General features: G+C 46.7%; 22 protein-coding genes, 1 tRNA gene, 1 other RNA gene and 2 pseudogenes. 20 read left to right on the forward strand and 6 right to left on the reverse strand.

Going from position 1 to position 22,681, the window contains the following annotated elements:
• Positions 1-98 precede the first annotated feature (98 nt).
• From AB1F57_RS00425 to AB1F57_RS00435, 3 genes are all read right to left on the reverse strand, one after another.
• Positions 99-171: transfer RNA gene (locus AB1F57_RS00425), tRNA-Lys, on the reverse strand.
• A 7-nt stretch (positions 172-178) separates the two neighbouring features.
• Positions 179-372, reverse strand: a non-coding RNA gene (gene ssrS / locus AB1F57_RS00430) — 6S RNA.
• A 72-nt stretch (positions 373-444) separates the two neighbouring features.
• Positions 445-1,725, reverse strand: coding sequence for a replication-associated recombination protein A (locus tag AB1F57_RS00435; protein ID WP_167786002.1), 1,281 nt, complete (start codon positions 1,723-1,725; stop codon positions 445-447).
• Positions 1,726-1,794: 69 nt separating this feature from the next.
• Here AB1F57_RS00435 and AB1F57_RS00440 point away from each other — a divergent pair.
• The 8 genes and pseudogenes from AB1F57_RS00440 (at position 1,795) to AB1F57_RS00475 (ending at position 6,740) form a co-directional block, all read left to right on the forward strand.
• Positions 1,795-2,130: pseudogene (locus AB1F57_RS00440) on the forward strand (MazG nucleotide pyrophosphohydrolase domain-containing protein).
• Position 2,131: 1 nt separating this feature from the next.
• On the forward strand, positions 2,132-2,602 hold the full coding sequence (locus AB1F57_RS00445; RefSeq protein WP_367985890.1) for a DUF3013 family protein: 471 nt from the start codon (positions 2,132-2,134) through the stop codon (positions 2,600-2,602).
• Position 2,603: 1 nt separating this feature from the next.
• A complete protein-coding gene (locus AB1F57_RS00450; protein ID WP_167785999.1) occupies positions 2,604-2,957 on the forward strand; it encodes an ASCH domain-containing protein in 354 nt (117 codons plus the stop codon).
• A 470-nt stretch (positions 2,958-3,427) separates the two neighbouring features.
• On the forward strand, positions 3,428-4,381 hold the full coding sequence (gene prmA / locus AB1F57_RS00455; protein WP_367985891.1) for a 50S ribosomal protein L11 methyltransferase: 954 nt from the start codon (positions 3,428-3,430) through the stop codon (positions 4,379-4,381).
• Position 4,382: 1 nt separating this feature from the next.
• A complete protein-coding gene (locus tag AB1F57_RS00460; protein WP_367985893.1) occupies positions 4,383-5,129 on the forward strand; it encodes a 16S rRNA (uracil(1498)-N(3))-methyltransferase in 747 nt (248 codons plus the stop codon).
• A gap of 8 nt (positions 5,130-5,137) precedes the next feature.
• Entirely contained in the window at positions 5,138-5,854 is a 717-nt protein-coding gene (locus tag AB1F57_RS00465) for a DUF554 domain-containing protein (protein ID WP_367985894.1), read from the forward strand.
• A gap of 78 nt (positions 5,855-5,932) precedes the next feature.
• Complete coding sequence (locus tag AB1F57_RS00470) at positions 5,933-6,331, forward strand: hypothetical protein (RefSeq protein WP_167785995.1); 399 nt, start codon at positions 5,933-5,935, stop codon at positions 6,329-6,331.
• Positions 6,285-6,740: a hypothetical protein gene (locus AB1F57_RS00475; protein WP_367985895.1), complete on the forward strand. Its 456-nt coding sequence runs from the start codon at positions 6,285-6,287 to the stop codon at positions 6,738-6,740. Before AB1F57_RS00470 ends, AB1F57_RS00475 begins: the two co-directional genes overlap by 47 nt.
• Before the next feature lie 34 nt (positions 6,741-6,774).
• On the opposite strand, the gene AB1F57_RS00480 is transcribed toward AB1F57_RS00475, so the two are convergent.
• Both AB1F57_RS00480 and AB1F57_RS00485 read right to left on the reverse strand, forming a co-directional pair.
• Positions 6,775-6,924, reverse strand: coding sequence for a hypothetical protein (locus AB1F57_RS00480; protein WP_161498038.1), 150 nt, complete (start codon positions 6,922-6,924; stop codon positions 6,775-6,777).
• Positions 6,925-7,077: 153 nt separating this feature from the next.
• Positions 7,078-9,480: a bifunctional 2',3'-cyclic-nucleotide 2'-phosphodiesterase/3'-nucleotidase gene (locus AB1F57_RS00485; protein ID WP_367985896.1), complete on the reverse strand. Its 2,403-nt coding sequence runs from the start codon at positions 9,478-9,480 to the stop codon at positions 7,078-7,080.
• A 257-nt stretch (positions 9,481-9,737) separates the two neighbouring features.
• On the opposite strand from AB1F57_RS00485, the gene AB1F57_RS00490 reads away from it, so the two are divergent.
• The 4 genes and pseudogenes from AB1F57_RS00490 (at position 9,738) to AB1F57_RS00505 (ending at position 13,016) form a co-directional block, all read left to right on the forward strand.
• Positions 9,738-11,948, forward strand: coding sequence for a bifunctional (p)ppGpp synthetase/guanosine-3',5'-bis(diphosphate) 3'-pyrophosphohydrolase (locus tag AB1F57_RS00490; protein ID WP_367985897.1), 2,211 nt, complete (start codon positions 9,738-9,740; stop codon positions 11,946-11,948).
• Complete coding sequence (dtd, locus tag AB1F57_RS00495; protein WP_105138331.1) at positions 11,949-12,392, forward strand: D-aminoacyl-tRNA deacylase; 444 nt, start codon at positions 11,949-11,951, stop codon at positions 12,390-12,392. It abuts the gene before it with no gap.
• 59 nt (positions 12,393-12,451) lie between these two features.
• On the forward strand, positions 12,452-12,637 hold the full coding sequence (locus AB1F57_RS00500; protein WP_367985898.1) for a hypothetical protein: 186 nt from the start codon (positions 12,452-12,454) through the stop codon (positions 12,635-12,637).
• A gap of 104 nt (positions 12,638-12,741) precedes the next feature.
• Positions 12,742-13,016, forward strand: a pseudogene (locus tag AB1F57_RS00505) (hypothetical protein).
• 12 nt (positions 13,017-13,028) lie between these two features.
• Here the strand turns inward: AB1F57_RS00505 and AB1F57_RS00510 are convergent.
• Positions 13,029-13,688, reverse strand: a complete 660-nt coding sequence (locus tag AB1F57_RS00510; RefSeq protein WP_105138334.1) for a metal-dependent transcriptional regulator — start codon at positions 13,686-13,688, stop codon at positions 13,029-13,031.
• Between the two features lie 128 nt (positions 13,689-13,816).
• Between AB1F57_RS00510 and AB1F57_RS00515 the strand changes: the two genes are divergently transcribed.
• The 8 genes from AB1F57_RS00515 (at position 13,817) to fusA (ending at position 22,633) form a co-directional block, all read left to right on the forward strand.
• On the forward strand, positions 13,817-14,740 hold the full coding sequence (locus AB1F57_RS00515) for a metal ABC transporter solute-binding protein, Zn/Mn family (RefSeq protein ID WP_105138335.1): 924 nt from the start codon (positions 13,817-13,819) through the stop codon (positions 14,738-14,740).
• 14 nt (positions 14,741-14,754) lie between these two features.
• Positions 14,755-15,519: a metal ABC transporter ATP-binding protein gene (locus AB1F57_RS00520; protein WP_167785988.1), complete on the forward strand. Its 765-nt coding sequence runs from the start codon at positions 14,755-14,757 to the stop codon at positions 15,517-15,519.
• Positions 15,512-16,372, forward strand: coding sequence for a metal ABC transporter permease (locus AB1F57_RS00525; protein ID WP_167785987.1), 861 nt, complete (start codon positions 15,512-15,514; stop codon positions 16,370-16,372). The genes AB1F57_RS00520 and AB1F57_RS00525 overlap by 8 nt, the downstream gene beginning before the upstream one ends.
• On the forward strand, positions 16,365-17,192 hold the full coding sequence (locus tag AB1F57_RS00530) for a metal ABC transporter permease (RefSeq protein WP_167785986.1): 828 nt from the start codon (positions 16,365-16,367) through the stop codon (positions 17,190-17,192). The genes AB1F57_RS00525 and AB1F57_RS00530 overlap by 8 nt, the downstream gene beginning before the upstream one ends.
• Positions 17,193-17,261: 69 nt before the next feature.
• Positions 17,262-19,154, forward strand: a complete 1,893-nt coding sequence (locus tag AB1F57_RS00535; RefSeq protein ID WP_167785985.1) for a M13-type metalloendopeptidase — start codon at positions 17,262-17,264, stop codon at positions 19,152-19,154.
• A 237-nt stretch (positions 19,155-19,391) separates the two neighbouring features.
• Positions 19,392-19,805, forward strand: a complete 414-nt coding sequence (gene rpsL, locus AB1F57_RS00540) for a 30S ribosomal protein S12 (RefSeq protein ID WP_002940030.1) — start codon at positions 19,392-19,394, stop codon at positions 19,803-19,805.
• Between the two features lie 16 nt (positions 19,806-19,821).
• A complete protein-coding gene (gene rpsG, locus AB1F57_RS00545) occupies positions 19,822-20,292 on the forward strand; it encodes a 30S ribosomal protein S7 (protein ID WP_105128342.1) in 471 nt (156 codons plus the stop codon).
• Between the two features lie 259 nt (positions 20,293-20,551).
• Positions 20,552-22,633: an elongation factor G gene (gene fusA / locus AB1F57_RS00550; RefSeq protein ID WP_318830847.1), complete on the forward strand. Its 2,082-nt coding sequence runs from the start codon at positions 20,552-20,554 to the stop codon at positions 22,631-22,633.
• The last annotated feature ends 48 nt before the right edge of the window (positions 22,634-22,681 follow it).

Raw genomic sequence — 22,681 nt, forward strand, 5'->3', positions numbered from 1 at the left:
ATTGGCTCGAACCAGCTTTCAAGTGGAGCTGGTTTTCTGATTTCTGGACACATAAAAAGCCTTGTTTCCAAGGCTCAAGGAGATGTTTCCCATCATGATCCTCCCTGTAGGGATCGAACCTACGACCCACGGATTAAGAGTCCGCTGCTCTGCCAGCTGAGCTAAGGAAGGTAAAAATAAAAATGCTGTATTGGTACCGGTTATCCATGAATTGTATTGATCCCGCACGCTAGAAGCAGGTGGGTGACGTGTTTCTGACTTAGTTGCTTCTGGGTGATCCAGCTTGCATACTGCCAAAAGATCTTTGTCTCCCTAGTAATACAAAAATAGTCGGTCAACACATAGGTATGAATTCGTATACCACAGCAGTTCTTATTTATGATTTAATAATACCACTTTTTTGAAAAAAATCAAGAGGAAATGGGCAAAAAAATGTAAACGTTCTCAATTTTTTTTGTTTTTTCGCTTGAGATCTTTGATTTTTTCTTGGGTCATGCCCAAGGCCCGCTCGTATTTGCCGGTGTCGTTGGCCGTGTAGTAGTCCGCATGGGCTAACTTATCGGGCAGGTATTGCTGGTCCACCCATTTTTCTGGATAGTTGTGGGGGTAAAGATAGCCTTGAGCGTTGCCTAGCTCCTTGCTGCCGGCATAATGACCGTCCCGCAGATGGTTGGGGATAGGTAGATGCCCGTATTTCCGCAAATCTGCCAGCGCCGCATCCATAGCTGTGTAGGCGGAGTTTGACTTGGGAGAAAGGGCCAGATTGACCACGACATTGGCAATCAAAATCCGCGCCTCTGGGAAACCAATTTTCTGGGCTGCCTCAAGGGCCGTCACGGTGTAGACCTGAGCGTCGGGATTGGCCAGACCAATATCTTCGTAAGCAATGATGGTCAGGCGACGAGCTAGGCTTGGCAGGTCCTCAGCCTCTATCAAGCGTGCGGCGTAATGGAGACTGGCATTGACGTCGCTCCCGCGAATGGATTTTTGCAGGGCTGAGACGATGTCATAGTGGGCATCGCCGCTCTTGTCCATGCTGATATAGGATTTTTGCAGGCTGTTTTCAACCGCATCCAAGTCCACATGGCGATCGCCATCGATTTCCTGAGTGGATAAGACAGCCAGTTCCAGCGAGTTGAAGGCTGCCCGTAGGTCTCCGTTGGTGGACCGGGCTAGAAAGTCCAGCGCCTCTGAATCAATAGTGACTGGAAAATCAAAGCCGCGATCCCTGTCCTCTATGGCTTGCTCTAGCGCCTTACGGATGTCCGAAATTTCCAGAGGTTGGAGCTGAAAAATCTGGACCCGACTGCGAATGGCGGGTAAAATGGAGAAGAAGGGATTTTCAGTCGTGGCTCCGATGAGAATGATATTACCACTTTCTAGGAGGGGAAGCAGGAAGTCCTGCTTGGTTTTATTGAGTCTGTGGATCTCGTCTAGGAGCAGGACCAGACCACCTGAGAATTTGGCCTCCTCAGCAATCTCCTGCAAGCGTTTCTGGTTATCGGTCGTGGCATTAAAGGTCCGAAAGGCATACTTGGTAGTGCCCGCAATGGCCGATGCGATGGAGGTTTTCCCGATGCCGGGCGGGCCGTAGAGAATCATGGACGACAGCATATTGGCATCAATCATGCGGCGAATAATCTTTCCAGGGCCGACCAGGTGCTCCTGACCGATCACTTCATCAATGGATTTGGGCCGCATACGAAGGGCGAGATTGGCTGGCATAGGCTTCCTTTCAGTACATTTATGGTATAATCATTATACTACAATTTTAGGATTTGGAGAGAAACGAAGATGGCGGAGTTGACGGTGAGTGTTTTGGAAGAATACTTGCGTGACCACTATGGGACGACAGTTCCAGAGCAAAGTCTCTTTATGAAATTAGTGGAAGAAATTGGTGAAGTGGCATAGCTACTGAATCAACGTGCAGGCCGCAAGATGATGGATAGCGAAGAAGACAGCTCTGCTTGTCTGGCAGAAGAATTAGCTGATGTCATTCACTATGCTGTAGCCTTGGCAGCGGTGAATCAACTAGATTTAACCAAGTCCATTTTGGAGAAAGACAAGCGGGCTTCCGTCAAATACGGGCGAGAAATAAATTTATTGGAATTTATAGAAAAGAGGAAATAGAATGGCAAAACATGGCTTTTTAGATGTGCTGGAAGCAGCATTGGACAAACATTTTACTTATGATTACGAGCTCAATTGGGACAAGAAAAACCACGCAGTTGAGTTGGCTTTTATCTTGGAAGCACAAAATGCGGCTGGGATAGAAACAGTAGATGACGAAGGCAATGCGTCTGCGGAGGATATTTTCCTAGAGGAGTATGTCCTTTTCTACAACCAGGATAAGTCTCACTTTGATGAGGAAGACTATCTGGTCGCTCTGCCATTTGACGCCAAGAAGGGCTTTTCAGCAGAGTTTCTGACCTATTTCGCAGGTTTTCTCAAAGATACCGCCGACCAAGGCCTAGATGATCTCATGGACTTTTTGGCGGACCCAGAAGCCCAAGAATTTGCGATTGCTTGGGACGGAGAGGCCTTTGAAAAAGGCAGAGCAGACTTGGTGGAGGGGGAATTTTACCCATATCCGAGGTATTGAGATGGTTCATGAAATGTTACTGGCTCCAAAACCTTTTGCAATGATGAAGTCTGGTCAGAAGACTATTGAGCTACGACTTTATGACGAGAAACGCAAGCATATACAAATTGGAGATCGCATCCGTTTTTATTGTACAGAAAATCAGATGCAAACGATCGAGGTGCAAGTATTAAATCTTCACATATTTGATAATTTTGCTCAGTTATACAAAGAACTAGATTTATTGTCTTGTGGGTATACGCAAAGCAGTATCAGAGAGGCGAAACCAGAAGATATGGAAGTTTACTATTCGCGAGAACAATTAGAACAATATGGTGCAGTGGGTATAGAATTGAGGGTAATAGATTCTATTTGACATTCCGTTTTCTCTCTTGCTTGACTGCAGGCGAAACTTTTGCTATTATAAAAATAGAAAAGGCGTTGAGTTCCAGCTCAACGCCCAGTAGGACCATAGCGATGGTTCAGCTTTTGGACAAAATAGACCGCCAGCTTGAAATCTTGGGCGGTCTATTTTTTATCTAGCATGGTTACGATGATTGTAATGATCAAATCAAGCATACTTACAAGTAAGCTTGCAAAAGCTATGATGACCATTAGTTCATCTGCTGACAAATCAGGTTCTCCTTTCCGTTGGATTTTGTGTCTATTTGCATAGGCACCACCACCTTTCAGAAATCAGAACCACCGCTCAGATTTTCCTGTCATTTCATTTATTCGAAAATTATTTTGATTTTACTTACCTTATAACATTAACTTGTAAAATGGGCTAGAAATCGGTACAATAATACAGTGATTGACGCATAGAAAAGAAAAGGAACGACAAACATGAACTCATGGCAAGAATTAACGATTCACGTGCATCGTGATGCAGAAGAAGCAGTTTCAAATCTGATGATTGAAACGGGCAGTCAGGGGGTGGCCATTAGCGACTCCGCTGACTATGTGGGACAGGAGGACCGTTTCGGTGAACTTTATCCCGAGGTGGAGCAGTCGGATATGATTGCGATTACGGCCTACTATCCTGACACTGTGGATATTGAGGAAGTTAAGGCAGACTTGGCGACTCAATTGGCGGAGTTGACAGGATTTGGCTTGGAAACGGGTCAGGTCAGCCTAGAAAGTCAGGAACTGGCAGAGGAAGACTGGGCGGACAACTGGAAGAAATACTATGAGCCAGCCCGCATTACCCATGATTTGACCATTGTGCCATCTTGGACCGACTATGAGGCGACTGCTGGTGAGAAGATTATCCGCCTGGATCCAGGCATGGCTTTCGGTACGGGAACTCACCCGACGACCAAAATGAGCCTCTTTGCTCTTTCTCAGGTCTTGCGTGGTGGTGAAACGGTCATTGACGTCGGCACAGGCTCGGGCGTCCTCTCTATTGCCAGTTCTCTCTTGGGCGCCAAGGAGATTTACGCCTATGACTTGGATGAAGTGGCGGTGCGTGTGGCCCAGGAAAACATTGACCTCAACGCCCACACCAGCAATATTCATGTTGCGGCAGGCGACCTCCTCCGTGGCGTCAACATTGAAGCGGAAGTCATCGTTGCCAACATCTTGGCGGATATTCTCATCCATCTGACCGAGGATGCCTACCGTCTGGTCAAGGACGAGGGCTACCTGATTATGAGCGGCATCATCGCGGACAAGTGGGACATGGTGCGAGCATCTGCGGAGGCGGCTGGCTTCTTCCTTGAGACCCACATGATTCAGGGCGAGTGGAATTGCTGTATCTTCAAGAAAACCGCTGACCGCTCAGGTATGATTGGAGGCTAGGATGCAGCAGTATTTTGTCAATGGCAGAGCACCGCAGGGCATTTTCCAGATTAAGGATAAGGACACTGCCAAGCACATGTTTTCTGTCATGCGCTTGCAGGCAGACGACCAGATTGTCCTGGTCTTTGATGATGAGATTAAACGCTTGGCACGGGTAGTAGATAGCCAGGACCAATCTGTTGAAATCATCGAAGAACTGGCAGACAATGTCGAATTACCCGTTTCCGTCACTATTGCCATGGGCTTTCCTAAGGGAGATAAGCTCGAATTTGTCGCCCAAAAGGCAACGGAATTAGGCATGACAGCCCTCTGGGCCTTTCCAGCTGACTGGTCTGTGGTCAAATGGGACGGTAAAAAACTGGCAAAAAAAGCAGAAAAGTTAGAAAAAATTGCTCAAGGCGCAGCCGAGCAAAGCAAACGCAATCGGATTCCAGCTGTTCGTTTATTTGAGAAAAAAGTGGATTTTCTATCTCAACTGGCAGCATTTGACCAGATTATCTTAGCCTACGAAGAGGCTGCAAAAGAGGGCGAACAAGTCAATCTAGTGAAAATGTTATCTGGCTTAGAAGTTGGACAATCAGTTCTGGTCATCGTCGGTCCAGAAGGTGGCGTGTCGCCTGAGGAAGTAGTCGCATTTGAAGGAGCAGGAGCTATCAAGACAGGCCTTGGACCTCGCATTCTTCGAGCGGAAACGGCTCCACTCTATGCTCTTTCTGCTATTAGCTACGCAAGGGAATTGTTGAAATAAGGAGATTCATGTTCGCCTTAGGAACCATTATCAATACCATCGCCATCGCCCTAGCAGGTGTGCTAGGGTCTTGGTTTGGTCATTTGCTCAAGGAACGCCATCAGTCCGGTCTAACCATGGCCAGCGGGATTGCGGTCCTCTTTTTAGGAATTTCAGGCAGTCTGGAAGGTCTGCTGGCTGTAGCAGATGGCAACTTGACTGGTCGGAATTCCATGCTCTTGGTCATCAGTTTGGCTCTAGGAACTCTGATTGGAGAGTTGCTCCATATTGAGGGCTGGTTTGAGCGACTGGGCATTTGGCTGCGGGAGAAATCTGGTAATAGCAAGGATCCGCATTTTATCGACGCTTTTCTAACAGCCTCTCTGACGGTCTGTATCGGTGCTATGGCCATTATTGGATCCATCCAAGACGGACTGACGGGTGATTACCGCCTCTTGGCTATCAAGAGTATTTTGGATTTCATCATTATCTTGATAATGACCTCTAGTCTGGGCAAGGGAGCTGGCTTTTCAGCTGTACCGGTCTTTCTCTTTCAAGGTTCGCTGACAATGCTAGCCCGCTTGATTGAGCCCTTGATGACAGAGCAGGCACTGAGCAATCTATCTATGGTCGGCTCGGTCCTTATTTTCTGCGTCGGGGTCAATATCGTCTGGGACCGGAAAATTCGTGTGGCCAATATGTTGCCTGCGGTGCTGGTTGCTGTTGTCTGGGCTTATTTCCAATAAATTCGTCACCATTTACACATAATTGACTGCCTTTTCCATATAAGTGTTGTTATAATACAGTTGAAAGTAGGTGATTTTATGCGTAAGTGGTTTTCCTTTTCTCTACTATGTGTTGCCAGTCTGTGCCTAGCTTCCTGTCGGATGAGTGTCAGCTATATTCCCTCCAGTCCAGCGGAGCAATCCGTCCAGGCTGCTGAGCAGGAAATCCTGCATTTTGAACTGTTTCATGCGGCCGGGGGAGCCCTTGCCAATCAATGGGATCGCTTAGCAAGTCAGCCAGAGTCCAAGGAGGTCTTATTGACGGGACTTTTGGAGGAGAAGAGGTTCTATGAACCCTTCCGTGGTCAGTCCTTTGTAGATCCGGCTTTCAATGGTTTGGTAGAGCCGCATTTGGAAATCGTGGTATCTGATCCTGTTACTGGTGGCAGGTTTGGCCTTTCTGCTGTGGCGACAGGTAGGGGTTATCCCAGGAACTAACTATAAAATCTTGTCCGACCTGGTCTTACAGGACCGGGAGACAGGGGTCATCTATACTTTTGAAAATCTGGAAGTTAGGACCGCCTTTGTGTCCGGAATCGAGGAAGACCAAGCGGTTTTAGAAAAAAACTTTGAAACGAGAGAAATGGGTGAGGATCTGGTGGATAAGGTCTATGGTGGCGAGGAGGGGCAGATGATGGAGTGGACCGAAAGCAAGGGCTTTGGTTGGAATTGGTTCAGCTCAACGATATCCTATCCCGTGCCTGCTGGGGAATACGGGATCATTCGCTTGGAAACACGCTATAAAAATGAGACCTACCGTCTGGAGCAAGAGGGCAAACTTCTGGGTACCTATACAGTGAAAACTCCACAAGAAGAGTACCTCGTCCCTATCTATACGACATCATAAAAAGCAAGTCCAATCGGGCTTGCTTTCTAAATCCTTAGTCGTCATCTCCAAATGTATCGCGATACATTTTGTCAATTAGTGCTCTACGTTTGTACTCAGTTTGTTCCTCTGTGTGAGGGTGGAGTTTAACCAGCAACCAACCTACAACAAGGAATACCCCAACAGTAGTAATAATTTCAGCCATTATTTTTTTCACTTCCTTTTTCTTGGGTTATCTAACTCTTATTATAAAGTTTTTTTGAGACTTGTCAAGGAGATGTGCTTTGGGGTTCAGATACATATAAAAACGAACATTTCCTTGCGGATTTGTTCGTTTTCCTTATCTAATCAATCAGATTTAATCTTCCCTGCGTTTAGCAGCCAGTCCTGCTAATCCTGCAAGTCCGATACCAATCAAGCTGAGCACAGAAGTCGCATCGCCTGTGTTTGGCAATGTTTTCACTCCTGGAGCTGGTGTGGTCTCGACAGGCTTGTCAGCTGGCAAGGTAATTTTCTGACCAGATGAAAGGGTGATGACTTGGCCACCAGCATTTGCTTGACCAGGCTTGATTGGTTTTTGTGGTTTTGGATTAGGTGTTTGAGGAGTTGGGATGATAATGTCAATGGTTGGAGGAGTCGCAGATTCTGGTTTAGGCTCAGTGTAGAGGAAGCGGTAAACGCCCATGCCGTTGACTCCGTCACCTACAAATTCTTCAATATATTCCACATCTTCCAACTTCTCTGCAGCAATCAAATCCTTAGCAGAGTTTGATGTACGGAAACGAAGGTCTAGGCCCTTGATAGTATCCGCAAAACGCCAGTTGCTATCGGCAGAAGGGTTGATATTTTTCTCCTCTAGGATATAGTTGATGATTACTTGGCGGTTTTCCAGGTTGAGCAGGCGGTTGACCGTCGCATTTTTCACACCAGGGAAAGTACCACTAGCGCGGTAGTTATTGGTCGCCACCATGAATTCCATGTCATCCGTAACAGGCTGACCATTGTACTTGAGGTCACGGACACGGCTAGCATCTTTATTGACAAGCTTACCGCTGGTATCGTATTTGTTTGGCTGGGTAATATCGTAGGTATAGGTTACACCGTCTATAACATCGAAGTTATAGTTACGGAAGTTAATGTTGAGCAACTCCTGAGGCTCTTTGTTGTTTCGGTCCACTTGGTTGAATTGACCAGCAGACATTTCCAACCATTCTTTCAGGTCAGCACCAGTGATTTTCAGAATAGCGGTGACATTATCATAAAGATAGAGGTCGGCTACGTTTTTGATAGCAATGGAACCAGCTGGGATGTCTGTGTAGTTATCGCCCTCAGAAATACCGCGACCACCAGCCTTGAACGGAGCTGCTGCAGAAAGGAGTGGCAACTTGCCTTCCTCTGTGCCAGCCAATTCTTTTTCCAAGTACCAGAGCTGGGCCTTGTTGACAATCTGAACAGACGGGTCATCTTTTACTAGGGAGAAGTAGCTGTGAATGCGGGCGCTGGTTTCACCAACTTTTTCATTGACATAAGTAACTGTCGCATCGTGAGCCTCTTTCGCAAGGGCAAGGATTTCTGGGTCAGCCACAGGAGACTTGGTATCAATCTTGCGGATTTGTCCCTTGCCGTCTACCACATTCCACTTGCCGTCGGTGTAGGTCACCTTGAGGTCAATGATACCCAGGTGGTCACCGTATTTACCTGCCATGGTCACTGGAGTGCCGTTAATGGTGCCGTTCACATCATCAACACCAGCGTATTGGGCATAGAAACCAGGCTTTTCAGGGTTCATGGTTGGGAAGAGGGCATGAGAATGTCCAGTCACAACCGCATCGACACCGTCGATCCCTGCGATATGGTAGCCCACATTTTCTTCGCCAACTTCGTAAGTATCATCACCGATACCAGAGTGGGAAAGAACCAGAACGATGTCTGCACCAACTTGCTTGATAACGGGCACAATTTCTTTCACAGCTTGGACGGCATCGTTGACCACTACCTTGCCTTCTAGGTTTGCCTTGTCCCAATTGAGAATCTGAGGCGGAACAATACCGGTAATACCGATGTTGAGGTTGACAGGGCGACCAGTTGTGTCGGTAAAGGTCTTGGTCACCAATTCGTAGGTTTTAAAGACAGGTTGGAGGGATTTTGCATCCACTACGTTGGCATTGACCACCGGAAGGCTGGTTGAAGCTAATACAGTATGAAGGAAGTCCAAGCCGTAGTTAAATTCATGGTTACCCAGTGTCGATGCGTCAAAATCAAGCTCTTCCAGTGCAGCGTACATAGGGTGTTTTTCGCCAGTCTCAACAGGGTCAACGATAGCCTTGTAGGTGCCCAGTGGTGTACCTTGGATCAGGTCTCCATTGTCGACCGTAACGGTGTTTGGATTTTCAGCGCGTGCCTCTTCGATGAGGACAGCTGTCTTGGCCAAGCCAAGGTTTTGTGACTCCTTGTCCTGGTAGTAATCGTAGTTGACCAGGTTGGTGTGGAGGTCTGTTGTAGACAGGATGCGGACATCGACCGTCTGGCCTTCTACTGGAGGGGCAACTTCTGTTGTGGTCGTTGTGATTGGTTCAGCAGCGAGGACAGGCTGACTAGTATCTTCCCCAGTTCCCTCAGTTGGTGCTGGTGCAGTTTCGTTTGTCACCGTTGGTTGACTTGCTGGTGTTGTTACCTCTTCAGCCTGGACCAATTGTGCGCTACTAGTTGCCAAGACTGCCAAGGTCAAGGCTGTAGCCGATTTACTAAAAGGAAATTTCATAAGAAATCCTCTACTTTCTATTAAGGTGTGCAAGAAACATTATACAGGTTCAGAAGGATTTTTTCAACCGTTTTAGGAACAATGGATTAAAAAATAAGAACAAAACAACTATGTAACCGCTTGATAAACAAACATTAACTTTTTAATTAAGAAAATAATTCGTTCATTTGTAGCGGACAACTAGGAATGTATCTGATTTCTTCCTCTTTTCCTATGAAAATGGTAAAATAATAGGAAATAGCTAGGGAGAGAAGTAAATGAAAGAAGTCAATTATACAGGAGAGGAAGTCGTTGCCCTAACAGCCACTTATTTGCCAGAAGAGGATGTTGCTTTTGTCAAAAAAGCTTTGGACTATGCGACCGAGGCCCATAAAACACAGTTTCGTAAGTCCGGTGAGCCCTACATTCTCCATCCTATACAGGTGGCAGGTATCTTGGCAGGTCTGAAGCTGGATGCGGTAACGGTTGCCTGCGGTTTTTTGCATGATGTGGTGGAGGATACAGACATTACCCTGGACCAGATGGAGGCAGAATTTGGCCCTGAGGTTCGTCACATCGTCGGCGGTGTGACCAAGCTGGGCAAGGTAGAATACAAGTCCCATGAAGAGCAGTTGGCTGAAAACCACCGCAATATGCTGATTGCCATGTCTCAGGATATGCGGGTTATCCTGGTCAAACTGGCTGACCGCCTTCATAATATGCGGACCCTCAAGCATCTCCGACCAGACAAGCGGGAGCGGATTTCACGTGAAACAATGGAAATCTATGCTCCTCTTGCCCACCGTCTGGGGATTTCCTCTGTCAAATGGGAGCTGGAGGATATGTCCTTCCGATACCTCAATGAAGTGGAGTTCTATAAGATTACCCACATGATGCGAGAGAAACGTCGGGAGAGGGAGGCTCTGGTCACAGAAGTAGTGGACAAACTGCGTGAGTACACGGAGGAGCGCCACCTTCACGGGCAGATTTATGGCCGGCCAAAGCATATTTACTCTATTTACCGCAAGATGCACGACAAGAAAAAGCGGTTTGACGAGCTCTACGACTTGACGGCCATTCGCTGCATTATGGACACGCCGAGCGATGTTTATGCCATGCTGGGCTACATTCATGAACTCTGGAAACCAATGCCAGGTCGGTTCAAGGACTACATTGCCAGCCCCAAGGCCAATGGCTACCAGTCCATCCACACCACAGTTTACGGACCAAAAGGCCCTATCGAGTTCCAGATTCGGACCATGGAAATGCACCAGGTGGCGGAGTACGGGGTTGCGGCCCACTGGGCCTACAAGCGTGGTGGTACTGCCAAGGCTTCTGAAAAAGAATTGCGCTGGATTAACAACCTGATTGAGCTGCAGGAGGGAGCTGGCGGAGATGCCCAGACCTTTGTGGACTCTGTGAAAGATGATATTTTTACTGAGCGGATTTACGTTTTCACTCCCGACGGTGCCGTTCGTGAATTGCCTAAAGACTCCGTTCCCATTGACTTTGCCTATGAGATTCATACCAAGGTCGGCGAGCGTGCAACCGGAGCCAAGGTCAATGGTCGCATGGTGCCACTGACTACCAAGCTCAAGACAGGCGACCAGGTGGAAATCATCACCTCGGCCAATTCCTTCGGACCAAGTCGTGATTGGGTCAACATCGTCAAGACCCACAAGGCTCGTAACCGGATCAAGCAGTTCTTCAAAAACCAAGACAAGGAACTGTCTGTTTCCAAGGGTCGAGAGATGATTCAGGCCTTGCTGTTGGAAAATGGCTACGCTCCAAATCAATATTTGGACAGAAAGCACATGGATGCCGTTTTGCAGAAGGCCAGCTACAAGACGGATGAGGCCCTCTTTGCCGCAGTTGGTTTCGGTGAGGTTTCGGCTATCTCTGTTTTCAATCGCCTGACGGAGAAAGAGCGTAAGGAGGCTGAGCGCGCCAAAGCCAAGGCTGTCGCGGACGAATTGGTCAACGGTGGCGAAGTCAAGCATGATAATAAGAAAGACAGTCTCAAAATCCGTCACGAGGGTGGTGTGGTTATCGAGGGGGCATCCGGTCTCCTCATCCGGATTGCCAAGTGCTGTAATCCGGTACCTGGTGATGAGATTGTCGGCTACATTACCAAGGGGCGTGGGGTAGCTGTCCACCGGGTGGATTGTATGAACCTCAAGAGCCAGGAAAATGTGGAGCAACGACTGATTGATGTCGGTTGGGAAGAGGATGATAATTCAACCAAGGAATACATGGCCAATATCGACATTTATGGGCTCAATCGCTCTGGTCTGCTCAACGATGTCCTCAAGGTCTTGACCAATGCTAGCAAGAACATTTCCTCGGTCAATGCCCAGCCAACCAAGGATATGAAGTTTGCGACCATTCATGTCTCCTTCGGCATTTCCAACCTGGCAACCTTGACCAGTCTGGTGGACAAGATCAAGTCGGTACCAGAAGTTTACTCAGTGAAAAGGACCAATGGATAGATGAAAGTGATTATACAGCGCGTGACGCAGGCCAGTGTGACCATCGAGGGAACGGTTCATGGCCAGATTGACCAGGGACTTTTGCTCCTAGTCGGTGTGGGGCCAGATGACAGCCAGGAAGACCTGGACTATGCTGTTCGTAAAATTGTCAACATGCGGATTTTTTCAGATGAGGCAGGCAAGATGAATAAATCTGTCCAAGATGTGGCGGGCAAGATTTTATCCATTTCCCAATTTACTCTCTTTGCGGATACAAAAAAAGGTAATCGCCCTGCCTTTACAGGAGCGGCAGCTCCTGCCCTAGCCAGCCAACTCTATGATGCCTTTAACCAGGCCTTGTCGGCCTTTGTGCCGGTTGAAGTGGGCGTTTTTGGGGCGGACATGGCGGTCAGCTTAGTCAATGATGGTCCGGTGACCATTGTGTTAGATACCAAAAATCGCTAGACCTCTATACTTTTTGTGTCTGTTTTGATATACTAAAATAAAGAAAGGTGGAGTGTCCCATGAAAAAACTACTGACCAATCATTTCTTTTATCTGACCCTTGCTTTTATCCTGATTTTGGTGATTTTCTATAGTAGTCTGGACAATCGCTGGATTATTCTGGCTAGTTTTCTCTATTTCATTCCTTCGCAGATTTTATACCGTCGCCGCCTTAAAGAGCGACTACAAGAAGACCAGCCCAAGTAGGCTGGTTTTTTGGCAGTATTGGCTACTTGAATAAAATGTGCTATAATAATGTTGTCGCAAAGTGGTAGTTTGTGCTTTGAAGTTAGGATGAGGTAATCAAGGACATGAGAAAATTTTTTCAAGATCTTAATCAAGAGTATCTGGAAAGCAGAAGTTCAGTTGGAGAAGATAGTCTGGAGTGGATTATCCAGAGAAAGATGACCTGGGGCATGCGGTGGGGGTTGGTAGGGATTCTCATGTTTGTCTTGCAGCCTTTAACCTATAACCCTCACTTTCTATTGGCTGTTTTTATATAGGTTTCCTACTTGGGTCAGTGTATGTATGTGGGCAACTGATTTTGGCAGCCAGTTCCATTTTCCGCAATTGGAAGAAAAAATAATCGCTCAGCTTATTAGGCTGGGCGATTGGTTTTTTCTACGAATAATTCTTGGGCGATGGCTGTAGGAATAGCCAGTTCTTTGTCCTTGTATTGGATGGTGATGGTCTGGGCAAACTGGTCGAAGGCTGTCACAAGTAGTTGATCGCCAACAGTTAACTCATGTTGTTCCAGGTATTGGAGAAGTTGGTAGAAATCATGGATACGAACCAGTTGGTAGCTGCCGGTTTCGGTCAGTTGGGACAGCCGGGTCTGGTAGCGTTCCACAAGCAACTGGTTTTCTTTAGGAATACTGCCACCGTGTGGGCAGGTTTGGGGATAGCCCAACAGTTTGTCCAGTTGGTTGATAAAATGGTCTGAAACGGTGTGTTCTAAAATTTCAGCTTCTTCATGGACTTGCTCAGGGGAATAGCCCAGCTGTTCAACTAAAAAGACTTCTATCAGGCGATGCTTGCGGTAGAGGTTGGCTACCATTTCCAAGGCAGCTTGGCTGAGGAGGTAACCTGCTGATTTATCTTTTTCAATCAGCTCTTCCGTGACCAATTTTTTTAGCATTTCGGAAACGGCTGGAGCGGAAAAATTCATCTTTTCAGCAATCTGCTTATTAGTGATTTTTTGTTCTGCCTGTCCTAGTTCATAGATGACTTTCAGGTAATCTTCTTTGTTTGGTGTCATATTCTCTCACTTTCTAGTTAAGAATAGTATACCAAAATTTTATAAAAGTTATTGACAGAAAGATTTTTTTTAATATATAATAAAACTAAAATTAAGCACACCTAACAAAAATATAAGGAGAACCCATCATGAAAAAACTGATTTTCAGTTTGGCTCTGCTATTGTCCCTTATCGGACTAGGAGCCTGTCGTTCAACGCAAAGCCCAGAGGCTTCCAGCAAGCCACGAGTGGCAGTCACGACCTCTTTCCTCAGCGATATGGTCTATCAGCTGGCAGGAGATGAGGTGGAGCGGGATCTACTAATTCCAGCGGGGGAAGACCCGCACCTCTATGTTGCCAAGACCAGCGACCTGTCCAAGTTGCAGCAGGCAGATTTAGTTCTCTACCATGGTTTGCACTTTGAGGGCAAGATGGTGGAGGTCCTGGAAAAGACGGGTGTAGCAGTGTCTAAGAACTTTGCCCAGTCGGATTTGACTACCATGGATGAGGATGGCCAGCAGACTGTGGACCCTCACTTCTGGTTTTCCATTCCCCTCTATAAATCAGCGGTAGCGGTAGCTTCTGAGGAGTTGCAAAAACTTCTTCCGGAAAAAGCAGAGCTGATTCAGAAAAATACGGAAAGCTACCTAGCTCAGTTGGATTACTTGCACACTTGGATTGAAAAAGAGTTGAGTGTCTTGCCTGCTGAGAGCCGTTACCTAGTTACCCCACATGATGCCTTTAACTACTTCGCAGCCAGCTATGACTTTACTCTTTATGCACCGCAGGGCATTAGCACCGAGTCTGAAGTTGCCAACAGCGATATGATTGAAACGGTCAATATGATTTTAGAACATGGGATCAAGGCTATCTTTACCGAGTCAACAACCAGTCCAGAACGCATGGAAAAATTGCAGGAAGCTGTCAAGGCCAAGGGTGGTCAAGTAGCGATTGTAAGCGGTGAAGGAAAAGAGTTATTCTCAGATTCCTTAGCACCAGAAGGGCAAAAGGGAGCAACATTTATCGATATGTACAAGCACAATATCCAGTTAATTGTGGAGCATTTGCAGTAAGAAAGGTTGGAAGAATGGAAGAAATTCTGAGAGTGGAGGACTTGTCCTTGCACTATGGTGCAGGACAGGTCAAGGCTCTAGATCAGGTCAGTTTTCAACTGCCCAAGGCTTGTCGTGCAGCCCTGGTCGGACCAAATGGTGCAGGGAAATCGAGCTTGTTTAAGGCGATTTTGGGATTGGAGAAGGGGGTAAGTGGCAAGGTTTCGCTACTGGGTCAGTCAGAGAAACTGGACCAAGTTATTCAAAAAAATGTTGCCTATATTCCCCAAGCCAGCCAGGTCAACTGGCAGTTTCCTGCAAGGGTTTTGGATATTGTCCTGATGGGGCGGTTTGCCCATACCAGCGGTTTCTTCCGCCGACCAAGTTCCTTGGATAAGGAAAAGGCAGAGCAGGCTCTGGAAGAGATGAAGATCAGCGATTTACGCAATCGGCAGATTGACCAGCTATCGGGAGGTCAACGGCAACGAGTCTTTCTTGCTAGGGCCTTGGCTCAGGAAGCTGAACTCTACATGATGGATGAGCCCTTGGCTGGGATTGATCAGGTGACAGAGCAAGTCATCATGGACTGTTTGAAGAAGTTCCAGCAAGAAGGTAAGACCTCCCTGGTCATCCACCATGACCTTTTGACCTTGGAAAAGTATTTTGACTATGTCCTCTGGCTCAATGGTCGCTTGGTGGCAGAGGGTCCTATGGATCAGGTGGATTTGCTGCAAGCCTATCAGGCTGCCTATGGTCAGGAACCTGCCTTATTTCTAAAGGAGGGGCTCGATCATGCTTGATCTCTTGCAGGACTATTCATTTTGGACGGTAGCTCTGGGAACTCTTGTTTTAGCCTTGGCGGCTAGTCAAATCGGGACCATTAGCGTCTTGACCAGGCAGAGTTTAATCGGGGATAGTTTGGGGCATGCGGCCTATCCAGGTATTATTCTGTCCTATATGGTCTTTCAGTCACGCCAACCCCTGCTCCTCTTGATTGGAGCGGTGGCTTCGGGTTACCTGTCCTATGTTCTGGTCAGCTGGCTCTGTCGAGGAGGGCGGACCAGTCGGGTCAATGCCTTGGCACTGGTTTCAGCGGCTTTTTTTGGACTAGGTTTGGTTCTCAAGCAGTATGTTCAGGGCAATACCGCCTTTCAAGGAGCTGCCCAGGCAGGCTTGGAAAACTATGTTTTTGGTCAGGCTGCCTTTATGCAGCTGGACGATGTCCTGCTTATTTGCTTGGTAGCCTTGCTGGCCTTGTTCCTATTTGGCTGGCACTACCAGTCGCTCAAGCTCTATCTGTTTGATAAACAGTTTGCCAAGCTAGTGGGGATTCCTGTGGAAAAGATTGACCGTATGACCTTGTTTCTGATGATGAGTTTGATTGCGGTTGGCTTGAAGGTGGTTGGGGCTATCCTGATGAGTAGTTTCTTGATAGCACCGGCTGTCTTTGGCTTGCTTCTAGGAAAGTCCTATGGCCAGACCTTGGTATTAGCAGCGGGAATTGCTGGATTTTCAGCCCTACTTGGAAGTTATGTGAGTTCGGTGGTGACGGGTTTATCGACTGGACCGGCTATTATTGTTTGCTTGAGTTTGTCCTCTTTAGTGGCTTTTGCTTATGTGACCTATATCAGAAAGGAGAATGCAGGTGCTTGAGGTCTTGTTGATTTTACTGGCTGCTGGTTCTTCTTGTGGCTTGATTGGGTCTGTCTTGGTGGTGCGCAACCAGGCCATGCTGGCAGATGCCTTGTCCCACTCGGTCCTCTTGGGGATTGTACTGGGCTTCTTTGTCAGTCACAGCCTAGATTCCCCCCTGCTCTTGCTTGGGGCGGCGTTTTTTGGTCTACTGACAATTCTAGCTATTGAGGGACTACACAGTCGCAAGTTGGCTCAGGATGCGGCGACGGGCTTGCTCTTTACCTTTTTCTTTGCCCTAGCTGTTATTCTCATCTCCCTCTTTGCCCGTAATGTCCATCTGGACTTGGATATGGTCTTGATGGGCGAGGTGCTCTTTGCCCCACTTAATAGGTTGGACCTCTTTGGTCTATCGCTACCCTTGGCCTTGGTCAAGTCTGTCGGACTCTTGTTAGTCTTACTGGGCTTCTTTTCCTTGAATTTTCGAGCTTTGCCCCTCTATCTCTTGGACAAGGAGCAGGCAAAACTCCAAGGGATTGCCACCAAAAGACTGGAGTTGGGATTGATTTTTCTGGTTTCCTTGACAACGGTCTCGTCCTTTGAAGCGGTTGGCTCTATGGCGGTCATTGTTTTCTTGCTAGCACCCAGTATGGCAGCCTTACCTTGGTCGAAGCATTTCTGTCAGTTTTTAGTTTTGGGGCAATGCTGCGCCATTCTGATTATTGTTCTAGGCTTTGGTCTTGCCAGCTGGCTTGACCTGACCATGTCTGGGACCTGTTCGGTCATGGGCCTTCTGACAGTCTGCGTCAGCTTTTTCCTAAAAAATACCCTAAAAATTTAGTTTGACAAATGAAATTGTCAGACTTTTTTGTTATTATAGTAAGTAATCACACAAGCAAAGGAGAAAATAATGACACGTTTACAAGATGATTTTTACGAATACGTCAATGGCGAATGGGCAAAAACAGCTGTGATTCCAGACGATAAGCCAAGAACTGGAGGTTTTTCAGACCTGGCGGATGATATTGAAAAACTCATGATTGACACGACAAACGCATGGTTGGCTGGGGAAAATGTCCCAGAAGATAGCGTTTTGCAAAACTTTGTAGCCTTCCACAAGCAAGTGGCTGACTATGAAACCCGTGACCGCTTGGGCGCAGAGCCAGCTAAGGCCCTGATTGAAGAGTACAAAAATCTTGCCTCTTTCGAAGAATTTACCAGCAAATTGGCGGAATTTGAGCTGGCCGGCAAACCCAATCTTATGCCTTTTGGTGTTGCACCAGACTTCATGGATGCGACCATCAATGTCCTCTGGGCGGACTCGCTAGGCATCATTCTACCAGATACGACCTATTATGCTGAAGGTAATGAAAAAGGAGTTGAATTGCTGAGAATCTGGAGAGAAAGCCAGGAAGCCCTCCTGCCTAAGTTCGGTTTCAGTGATGAGGAAATCAAGGATCTCTTGGACAAGCGTTTGGAACTAGATGCCACGATTGCCAAGTATGTTCTGTCAAATGAAGAGGGTTCTGAGTACGCCAAACTTTACCACCCCTACGAATGGGCAGATTTTACTGCCTTGGCACCAGAGTTGCCGTTGGATGCTTTTTTTACAGCTATTTTAGGGCAAACGCCAGACAAGATTATCGTGCCTGAGGAACGCTTCTGGCAGGCTGCCAAGGACATTTACAGTGCGGATAACTGGGAACTTTTGAAGGCGACCTTGATTTTGAAAGCGGCTGGCGCCTATACAGCCTTTCTGTCGGATGAAATTCGTATTCTAGCAGGAGCCTATAGCCGTGCCCTTTCTGGTACACCGCAGGCTCAAAACCAAGAAAAAGCAGCCTACAATCTGGCACAAGGTTACTTTAACCAAGCCCTCGGTCTTTGGTATGCTGGAGAAAAATTCTCACCAGAAGCCAAGGCCGATGTGGAAGCCAAAGTTGCCAAGATGATTGAGGTCTACAAATCTCGTTTGGAAACGGCAGACTGGTTGGCTCAGGAAACGCGTGACAAAGCCATTGTCAAACTCAATGTTATCAAGCCTTACATTGGTTACCCAGATGCCTTGCCAGAGCGTTATTATAAGAAGATTGTTGACCCAAGCAAGTCCTTGGTGGAAAATGCTATCGAACTAAACAAGATTGACATTGCTCATGGTTGGAGCAAGTGGAACAAGCCTGTGGACATGAAGGAATGGGGCATGCCAGCTCATATGGTCAACGCCTACTACAATCCACAGAAAAACTTGATTGTCTTTCCAGCAGCCATTTTGCAGGCGCCATTCTACTCGCTGGAGCAGTCTTCATCAGCTAACTACGGCGGTATTGGTGCTGTCATTGCCCACGAGATTTCCCATGCCTTTGACTCAAACGGTGCTTCCTTCGATGAGCATGGTAGCCTTAACAACTGGTGGACAGAGGAAGACTATGCAGCCTTTGAATCCCGGACCCAGCAGGTCATCGATCAGTTTGAAGGTCAGGATTCTTATGGTGCCAAGGTTAACGGGAAATTGACCGTGTCAGAAAACATTGCCGACCTTGGTGGGATTGCAGCGGCCTTGGAAGCAGCCAAGTCAGAAGAAGACTTCTCCGCTGAGGAATTCTTCACCAACTTTGCTCGTATCTGGCGAATGAAGGCCCGTCCTGAGTTCATGCAGATGTTGGCAAGTGTGGATGTCCATGCGCCAGGTCATCTGCGCACCAACATCCAGTTGCCAAACTTCGACGAATTCCATGAAACCTTTGGCGTTCAAGAAGGCGACGGCATGTGGCGTGCAAAAGAAGACCGTGTGATTATTTGGTAGAAGTTTTGAACAGCTAACTTTTGTTGGCTGTTTTTGTCGCTTTGGACAAGAAAAAATAAAGCATATCTATTTGACACGGTTACTCATCTATGGTATTATACTAAACGGTACTTTTTACTTTTGGTCTCTCAAGAGTGTACAGGGACGTGCTGACAAATGTTGCAAAAGTACACACAGATAGGGGTTGTCACCAATGCCCTATCACCAAAAATAAAAAATATATACAGGAGAATGTAGATGCCTACAATTAACCAGTTGGTACGTAAACCACGTAAGTCTAAAGTAGAAAAATCTAAATCACCAGCTTTGAACGTTGGTTACAACAGCCGTAAAAAAGTTCAAACAAACGTTTCATCACCACAAAAACGCGGTGTTGCAACTCGTGTCGGAACAATGACACCTAAAAAACCTAACTCAGCCCTTCGTAAATTTGCTCGTGTACGTTTGAGCAACCTTATCGAAGTTACTGCTTACATCCCAGGTATCGGTCACAACTTGCAAGAACACAGTGTGGTTCTTCTTCGTGGTGGACGTGTAAAAGACCTTCCAGGGGTACGTTACCATATCGTTCGTGGTGCACTTGATACTGCTGGTGTAAACGATCGTAAGCAAGGCCGTTCTAAATACGGTACTAAACGTCCAAAAGGCTAAGAAGGGGGAAATATAAATGAGTCGTAAAAATCAAGCGCCTAAGCGCGAAGTATTGCCAGATCCATTGTATAACTCAAAATTGGTAACTCGTTTGATTAACCGTGTTATGTTGGACGGTAAACGTGGTACTGCTGCATCAATCGTATACGGTGCCTTTGATCAAATCAAAGAAGCAACTGGCAATGATGCACTTGAAGTATTTGAAACAGCAATGGAAAACATCATGCCTGTACTTGAAGTACGTGCACGTCGTGTCGGTGGTTCTAACTACCAAGTCCCAGTTGAAGTTCGTCCAGAGCGTCGTACAACACTTGGTCTTCGTTGGTTGGTAACAATCGCTCGTAACCGTGGTGAGCACACTATGGTAGACCGTCTTGCGAAAGAAATCTTGGATGCTGCAAACAACACTGGTGCGGCAGTTAAGAAACGTGAAGACACCCACAAAATGGCAGAGGCGAACCGCGCATTCGCACACTTCCGCTGGTAAGACAGGATATTTTAGCGTTAAGCAAATGCTAGCCAAAATAGGAAAAGCGACGAAGAAACTTCAGTTTCTAGGAGATTTTATCTTTTTGGCAGACATTTGTAGCTAAAATTCAACTAAACCATCACAAATCGGATTGAGGCTTGCCTCATCCACTTCACACCAGAATTAAGAAACCAAGCGGGTGGGATTAGCCCACTCGCTTTTCTTAAAATATGGTATAATCAAAATAGAAATCTAAAAATATAGGAGAACAAACCTCATGGCACGCGAATTTTCACTAGAAAAAACTCGTAATATCGGTATCATGGCGCACGTTGACGCTGGTAAAACAACGACGACTGAGCGTATTCTTTACTACACTGGTAAAATCCACAAAATTGGTGAAACTCACGAAGGTGCATCACAAATGGACTGGATGGAGCAAGAGCAAGAGCGTGGTATCACAATCACATCTGCTGCGACAACCGCTCAATGGAACGATCACCGCGTAAACATCATCGACACACCAGGACACGTGGACTTCACAATCGAAGTACAACGTTCACTTCGCGTTCTTGATGGTGCGGTTACCGTTCTTGACTCACAATCAGGTGTTGAGCCACAAACTGAAACAGTATGGCGCCAAGCAACTGAATACGGTGTTCCACGTATCGTATTCGCTAACAAAATGGATAAAATCGGTGCAGACTTCCTTTACTCAGTAAGCACACTTCATGAGCGTCTTCAAGCAAATGCTCATCCAATCCAATTGCCAATCGGATCTGAAGATGAGTTCCGTGGAATCATTGACTTGATCAAGATGAAGGCTGAAATCTATACTAACGACCTTGGTACAGATATTCTTGAAGAAGATATTCCAGCTGACATGCTTGAAATGGCACAAGAATACCGTGAAAAATTGGTTGAAGCAGTAGCTGAAACTGATGAAGAATTGATGATGAAATACCTTGAAGGTGAAGAAATCACAAACGAAGAATTGAAAGCTGCTATCCGTAAAGCGACTATCAACGTTGAATTCTTCCCAGTATTGTGTGGCTCTGCCTTCAAGAACAAAGGTGTTCAATTGATGCTTGACGCGGTTATTGACTACCTTCCAAGCCCACTTGACATCCCTGCAATCAAGGGCGTAAACCCAGATACTGATGCTGAAGAAGAGCGCCATGCTTCTGATGAAGAGCCATTTGCGGCCCTTGCCTTCAAGATCATGACTGACCCATTCGTAGGTCGTTTGACATTCTTCCGTGTGTACTCAGGTGTCTTGAACTCAGGTTCTTACGTATTGAACACTTCTAAAGGGAAGCGTGAGCGTATCGGACGTATCCTTCAAATGCACGCAAACAGCCGTCAAGAAATCGACGTAGTTTACTCAGGTGATATCGCCGCTGCAGTTGGTTTGAAAGATACTACAACAGGTGACTCATTGACAGATGAAAAAGCAAAAATCATCCTTGAGTCTATCCACGTTCCAGAACCAGTTATCCAATTGATGGTTGAGCCTAAATCTAAAGCTGACCAAGACAAGATGGGTATCGCCCTTTCTAAATTGGCTGAAGAAGATCCAACATTCCGAGTTGAAACAAACGTTGAAACTGGTGAAACAGTTATCTCAGGTATGGGTGAGTTGCACTTGGATGTCCTTGTTGACCGTATGCGTCGTGAATTCAAAGTTGAAGCAAACGTAGGTGCTCCTCAAGTATCTTACCGTGAAACATTCCGCGCTTCTACACAAGCTCGTGGTTTCTTCAAACGCCAATCTGGTGGTAAAGGTCAATTCGGTGACGTTTGGATCGAATTCACACCAAACGAAGAAGGTAAAGGTTTCGAGTTCGAGAACGCTATCGTCGGTGGTGTGGTTCCACGTGAATTCATCCCAGCGGTTGAAAAAGGTCTCGTAGAATCTATGGCGAACGGTGTTCTTGCTGGTTATCCAATCGTTGACGTTAAAGCGAAGCTTTACGATGGTTCATACCACGATGTCGACTCATCTGAAACTGCCTTCAAAGTAGCAGCATCTCTTGCCCTTAAAGAAGCAGCTAAATCAGCTCAACCAACTATCCTTGAGCCAATGATGCTTGTAACGATCACTGCACCAGAAGATAACCTTGGTGACGTTATGGGTCACGTTACTGCACGTCGTGGTCGCGTTGACGGTATGGAAGCTCGTGGTAACACACAAATCGTTCGTGCTTATGTGCCACTTGCTGAAATGTTCGGTTACGCAACTGTTCTTCGTTCAGCAACTCAAGGTCGTGGTACCTTCATGATGGTATTTGACCATTACGAAGATGTACCAAAATCTGTACAAGATGAAATCATTAAGAAAAACGGTGGCAATGCATAATTGCTAGCCAGGACGCCTTCAGGCGTCTTTTTTGTCTCTGTCAATTGT

It is taken from the genome of Streptococcus nasisuis (assembly GCF_040836615.1).
Classification (GTDB): Bacteria; Bacillota; Bacilli; order Lactobacillales; family Streptococcaceae; genus Streptococcus; species Streptococcus suis_V.

What these genes read in the sequence shown, in the direction of transcription:
- prmA (WP_367985891.1), top strand. Translation starts at nt 3,428, where the DNA reads ATGAACTCATGGCAAGAATTAACGATTCACGTGCATCGTGATGCAGAA.
- AB1F57_RS00480 (WP_161498038.1), bottom strand. Translation starts at nt 6,924, where the DNA reads ATGGCTGAAATTATTACTACTGTTGGGGTATTCCTTGTTGTAGGTTGG.
- AB1F57_RS00515 (WP_105138335.1), top strand. Translation starts at nt 13,817, where the DNA reads ATGAAAAAACTGATTTTCAGTTTGGCTCTGCTATTGTCCCTTATCGGA.
- AB1F57_RS00535 (WP_167785985.1), top strand. Translation starts at nt 17,262, where the DNA reads ATGACACGTTTACAAGATGATTTTTACGAATACGTCAATGGCGAATGG.
- AB1F57_RS00435 (WP_167786002.1), bottom strand. Translation starts at nt 1,725, where the DNA reads ATGCCAGCCAATCTCGCCCTTCGTATGCGGCCCAAATCCATTGATGAA.
- AB1F57_RS00525 (WP_167785987.1), top strand. Translation starts at nt 15,512, where the DNA reads ATGCTTGATCTCTTGCAGGACTATTCATTTTGGACGGTAGCTCTGGGA.
- AB1F57_RS00510 (WP_105138334.1), bottom strand. Translation starts at nt 13,688, where the DNA reads ATGACACCAAACAAAGAAGATTACCTGAAAGTCATCTATGAACTAGGA.
- AB1F57_RS00520 (WP_167785988.1), top strand. Translation starts at nt 14,755, where the DNA reads ATGGAAGAAATTCTGAGAGTGGAGGACTTGTCCTTGCACTATGGTGCA.
- AB1F57_RS00490 (WP_367985897.1), top strand. Translation starts at nt 9,738, where the DNA reads ATGAAAGAAGTCAATTATACAGGAGAGGAAGTCGTTGCCCTAACAGCC.
- fusA (WP_318830847.1), top strand. Translation starts at nt 20,552, where the DNA reads ATGGCACGCGAATTTTCACTAGAAAAAACTCGTAATATCGGTATCATG.
- AB1F57_RS00445 (WP_367985890.1), top strand. Translation starts at nt 2,132, where the DNA reads ATGGCAAAACATGGCTTTTTAGATGTGCTGGAAGCAGCATTGGACAAA.
- rpsL (WP_002940030.1), top strand. Translation starts at nt 19,392, where the DNA reads ATGCCTACAATTAACCAGTTGGTACGTAAACCACGTAAGTCTAAAGTA.
- AB1F57_RS00500 (WP_367985898.1), top strand. Translation starts at nt 12,452, where the DNA reads ATGAAAAAACTACTGACCAATCATTTCTTTTATCTGACCCTTGCTTTT.
- dtd (WP_105138331.1), top strand. Translation starts at nt 11,949, where the DNA reads ATGAAAGTGATTATACAGCGCGTGACGCAGGCCAGTGTGACCATCGAG.
- AB1F57_RS00460 (WP_367985893.1), top strand. Translation starts at nt 4,383, where the DNA reads ATGCAGCAGTATTTTGTCAATGGCAGAGCACCGCAGGGCATTTTCCAG.
- AB1F57_RS00485 (WP_367985896.1), bottom strand. Translation starts at nt 9,480, where the DNA reads ATGAAATTTCCTTTTAGTAAATCGGCTACAGCCTTGACCTTGGCAGTC.
- rpsG (WP_105128342.1), top strand. Translation starts at nt 19,822, where the DNA reads ATGAGTCGTAAAAATCAAGCGCCTAAGCGCGAAGTATTGCCAGATCCA.
- AB1F57_RS00465 (WP_367985894.1), top strand. Translation starts at nt 5,138, where the DNA reads ATGTTCGCCTTAGGAACCATTATCAATACCATCGCCATCGCCCTAGCA.
- AB1F57_RS00470 (WP_167785995.1), top strand. Translation starts at nt 5,933, where the DNA reads ATGCGTAAGTGGTTTTCCTTTTCTCTACTATGTGTTGCCAGTCTGTGC.
- AB1F57_RS00450 (WP_167785999.1), top strand. Translation starts at nt 2,604, where the DNA reads ATGGTTCATGAAATGTTACTGGCTCCAAAACCTTTTGCAATGATGAAG.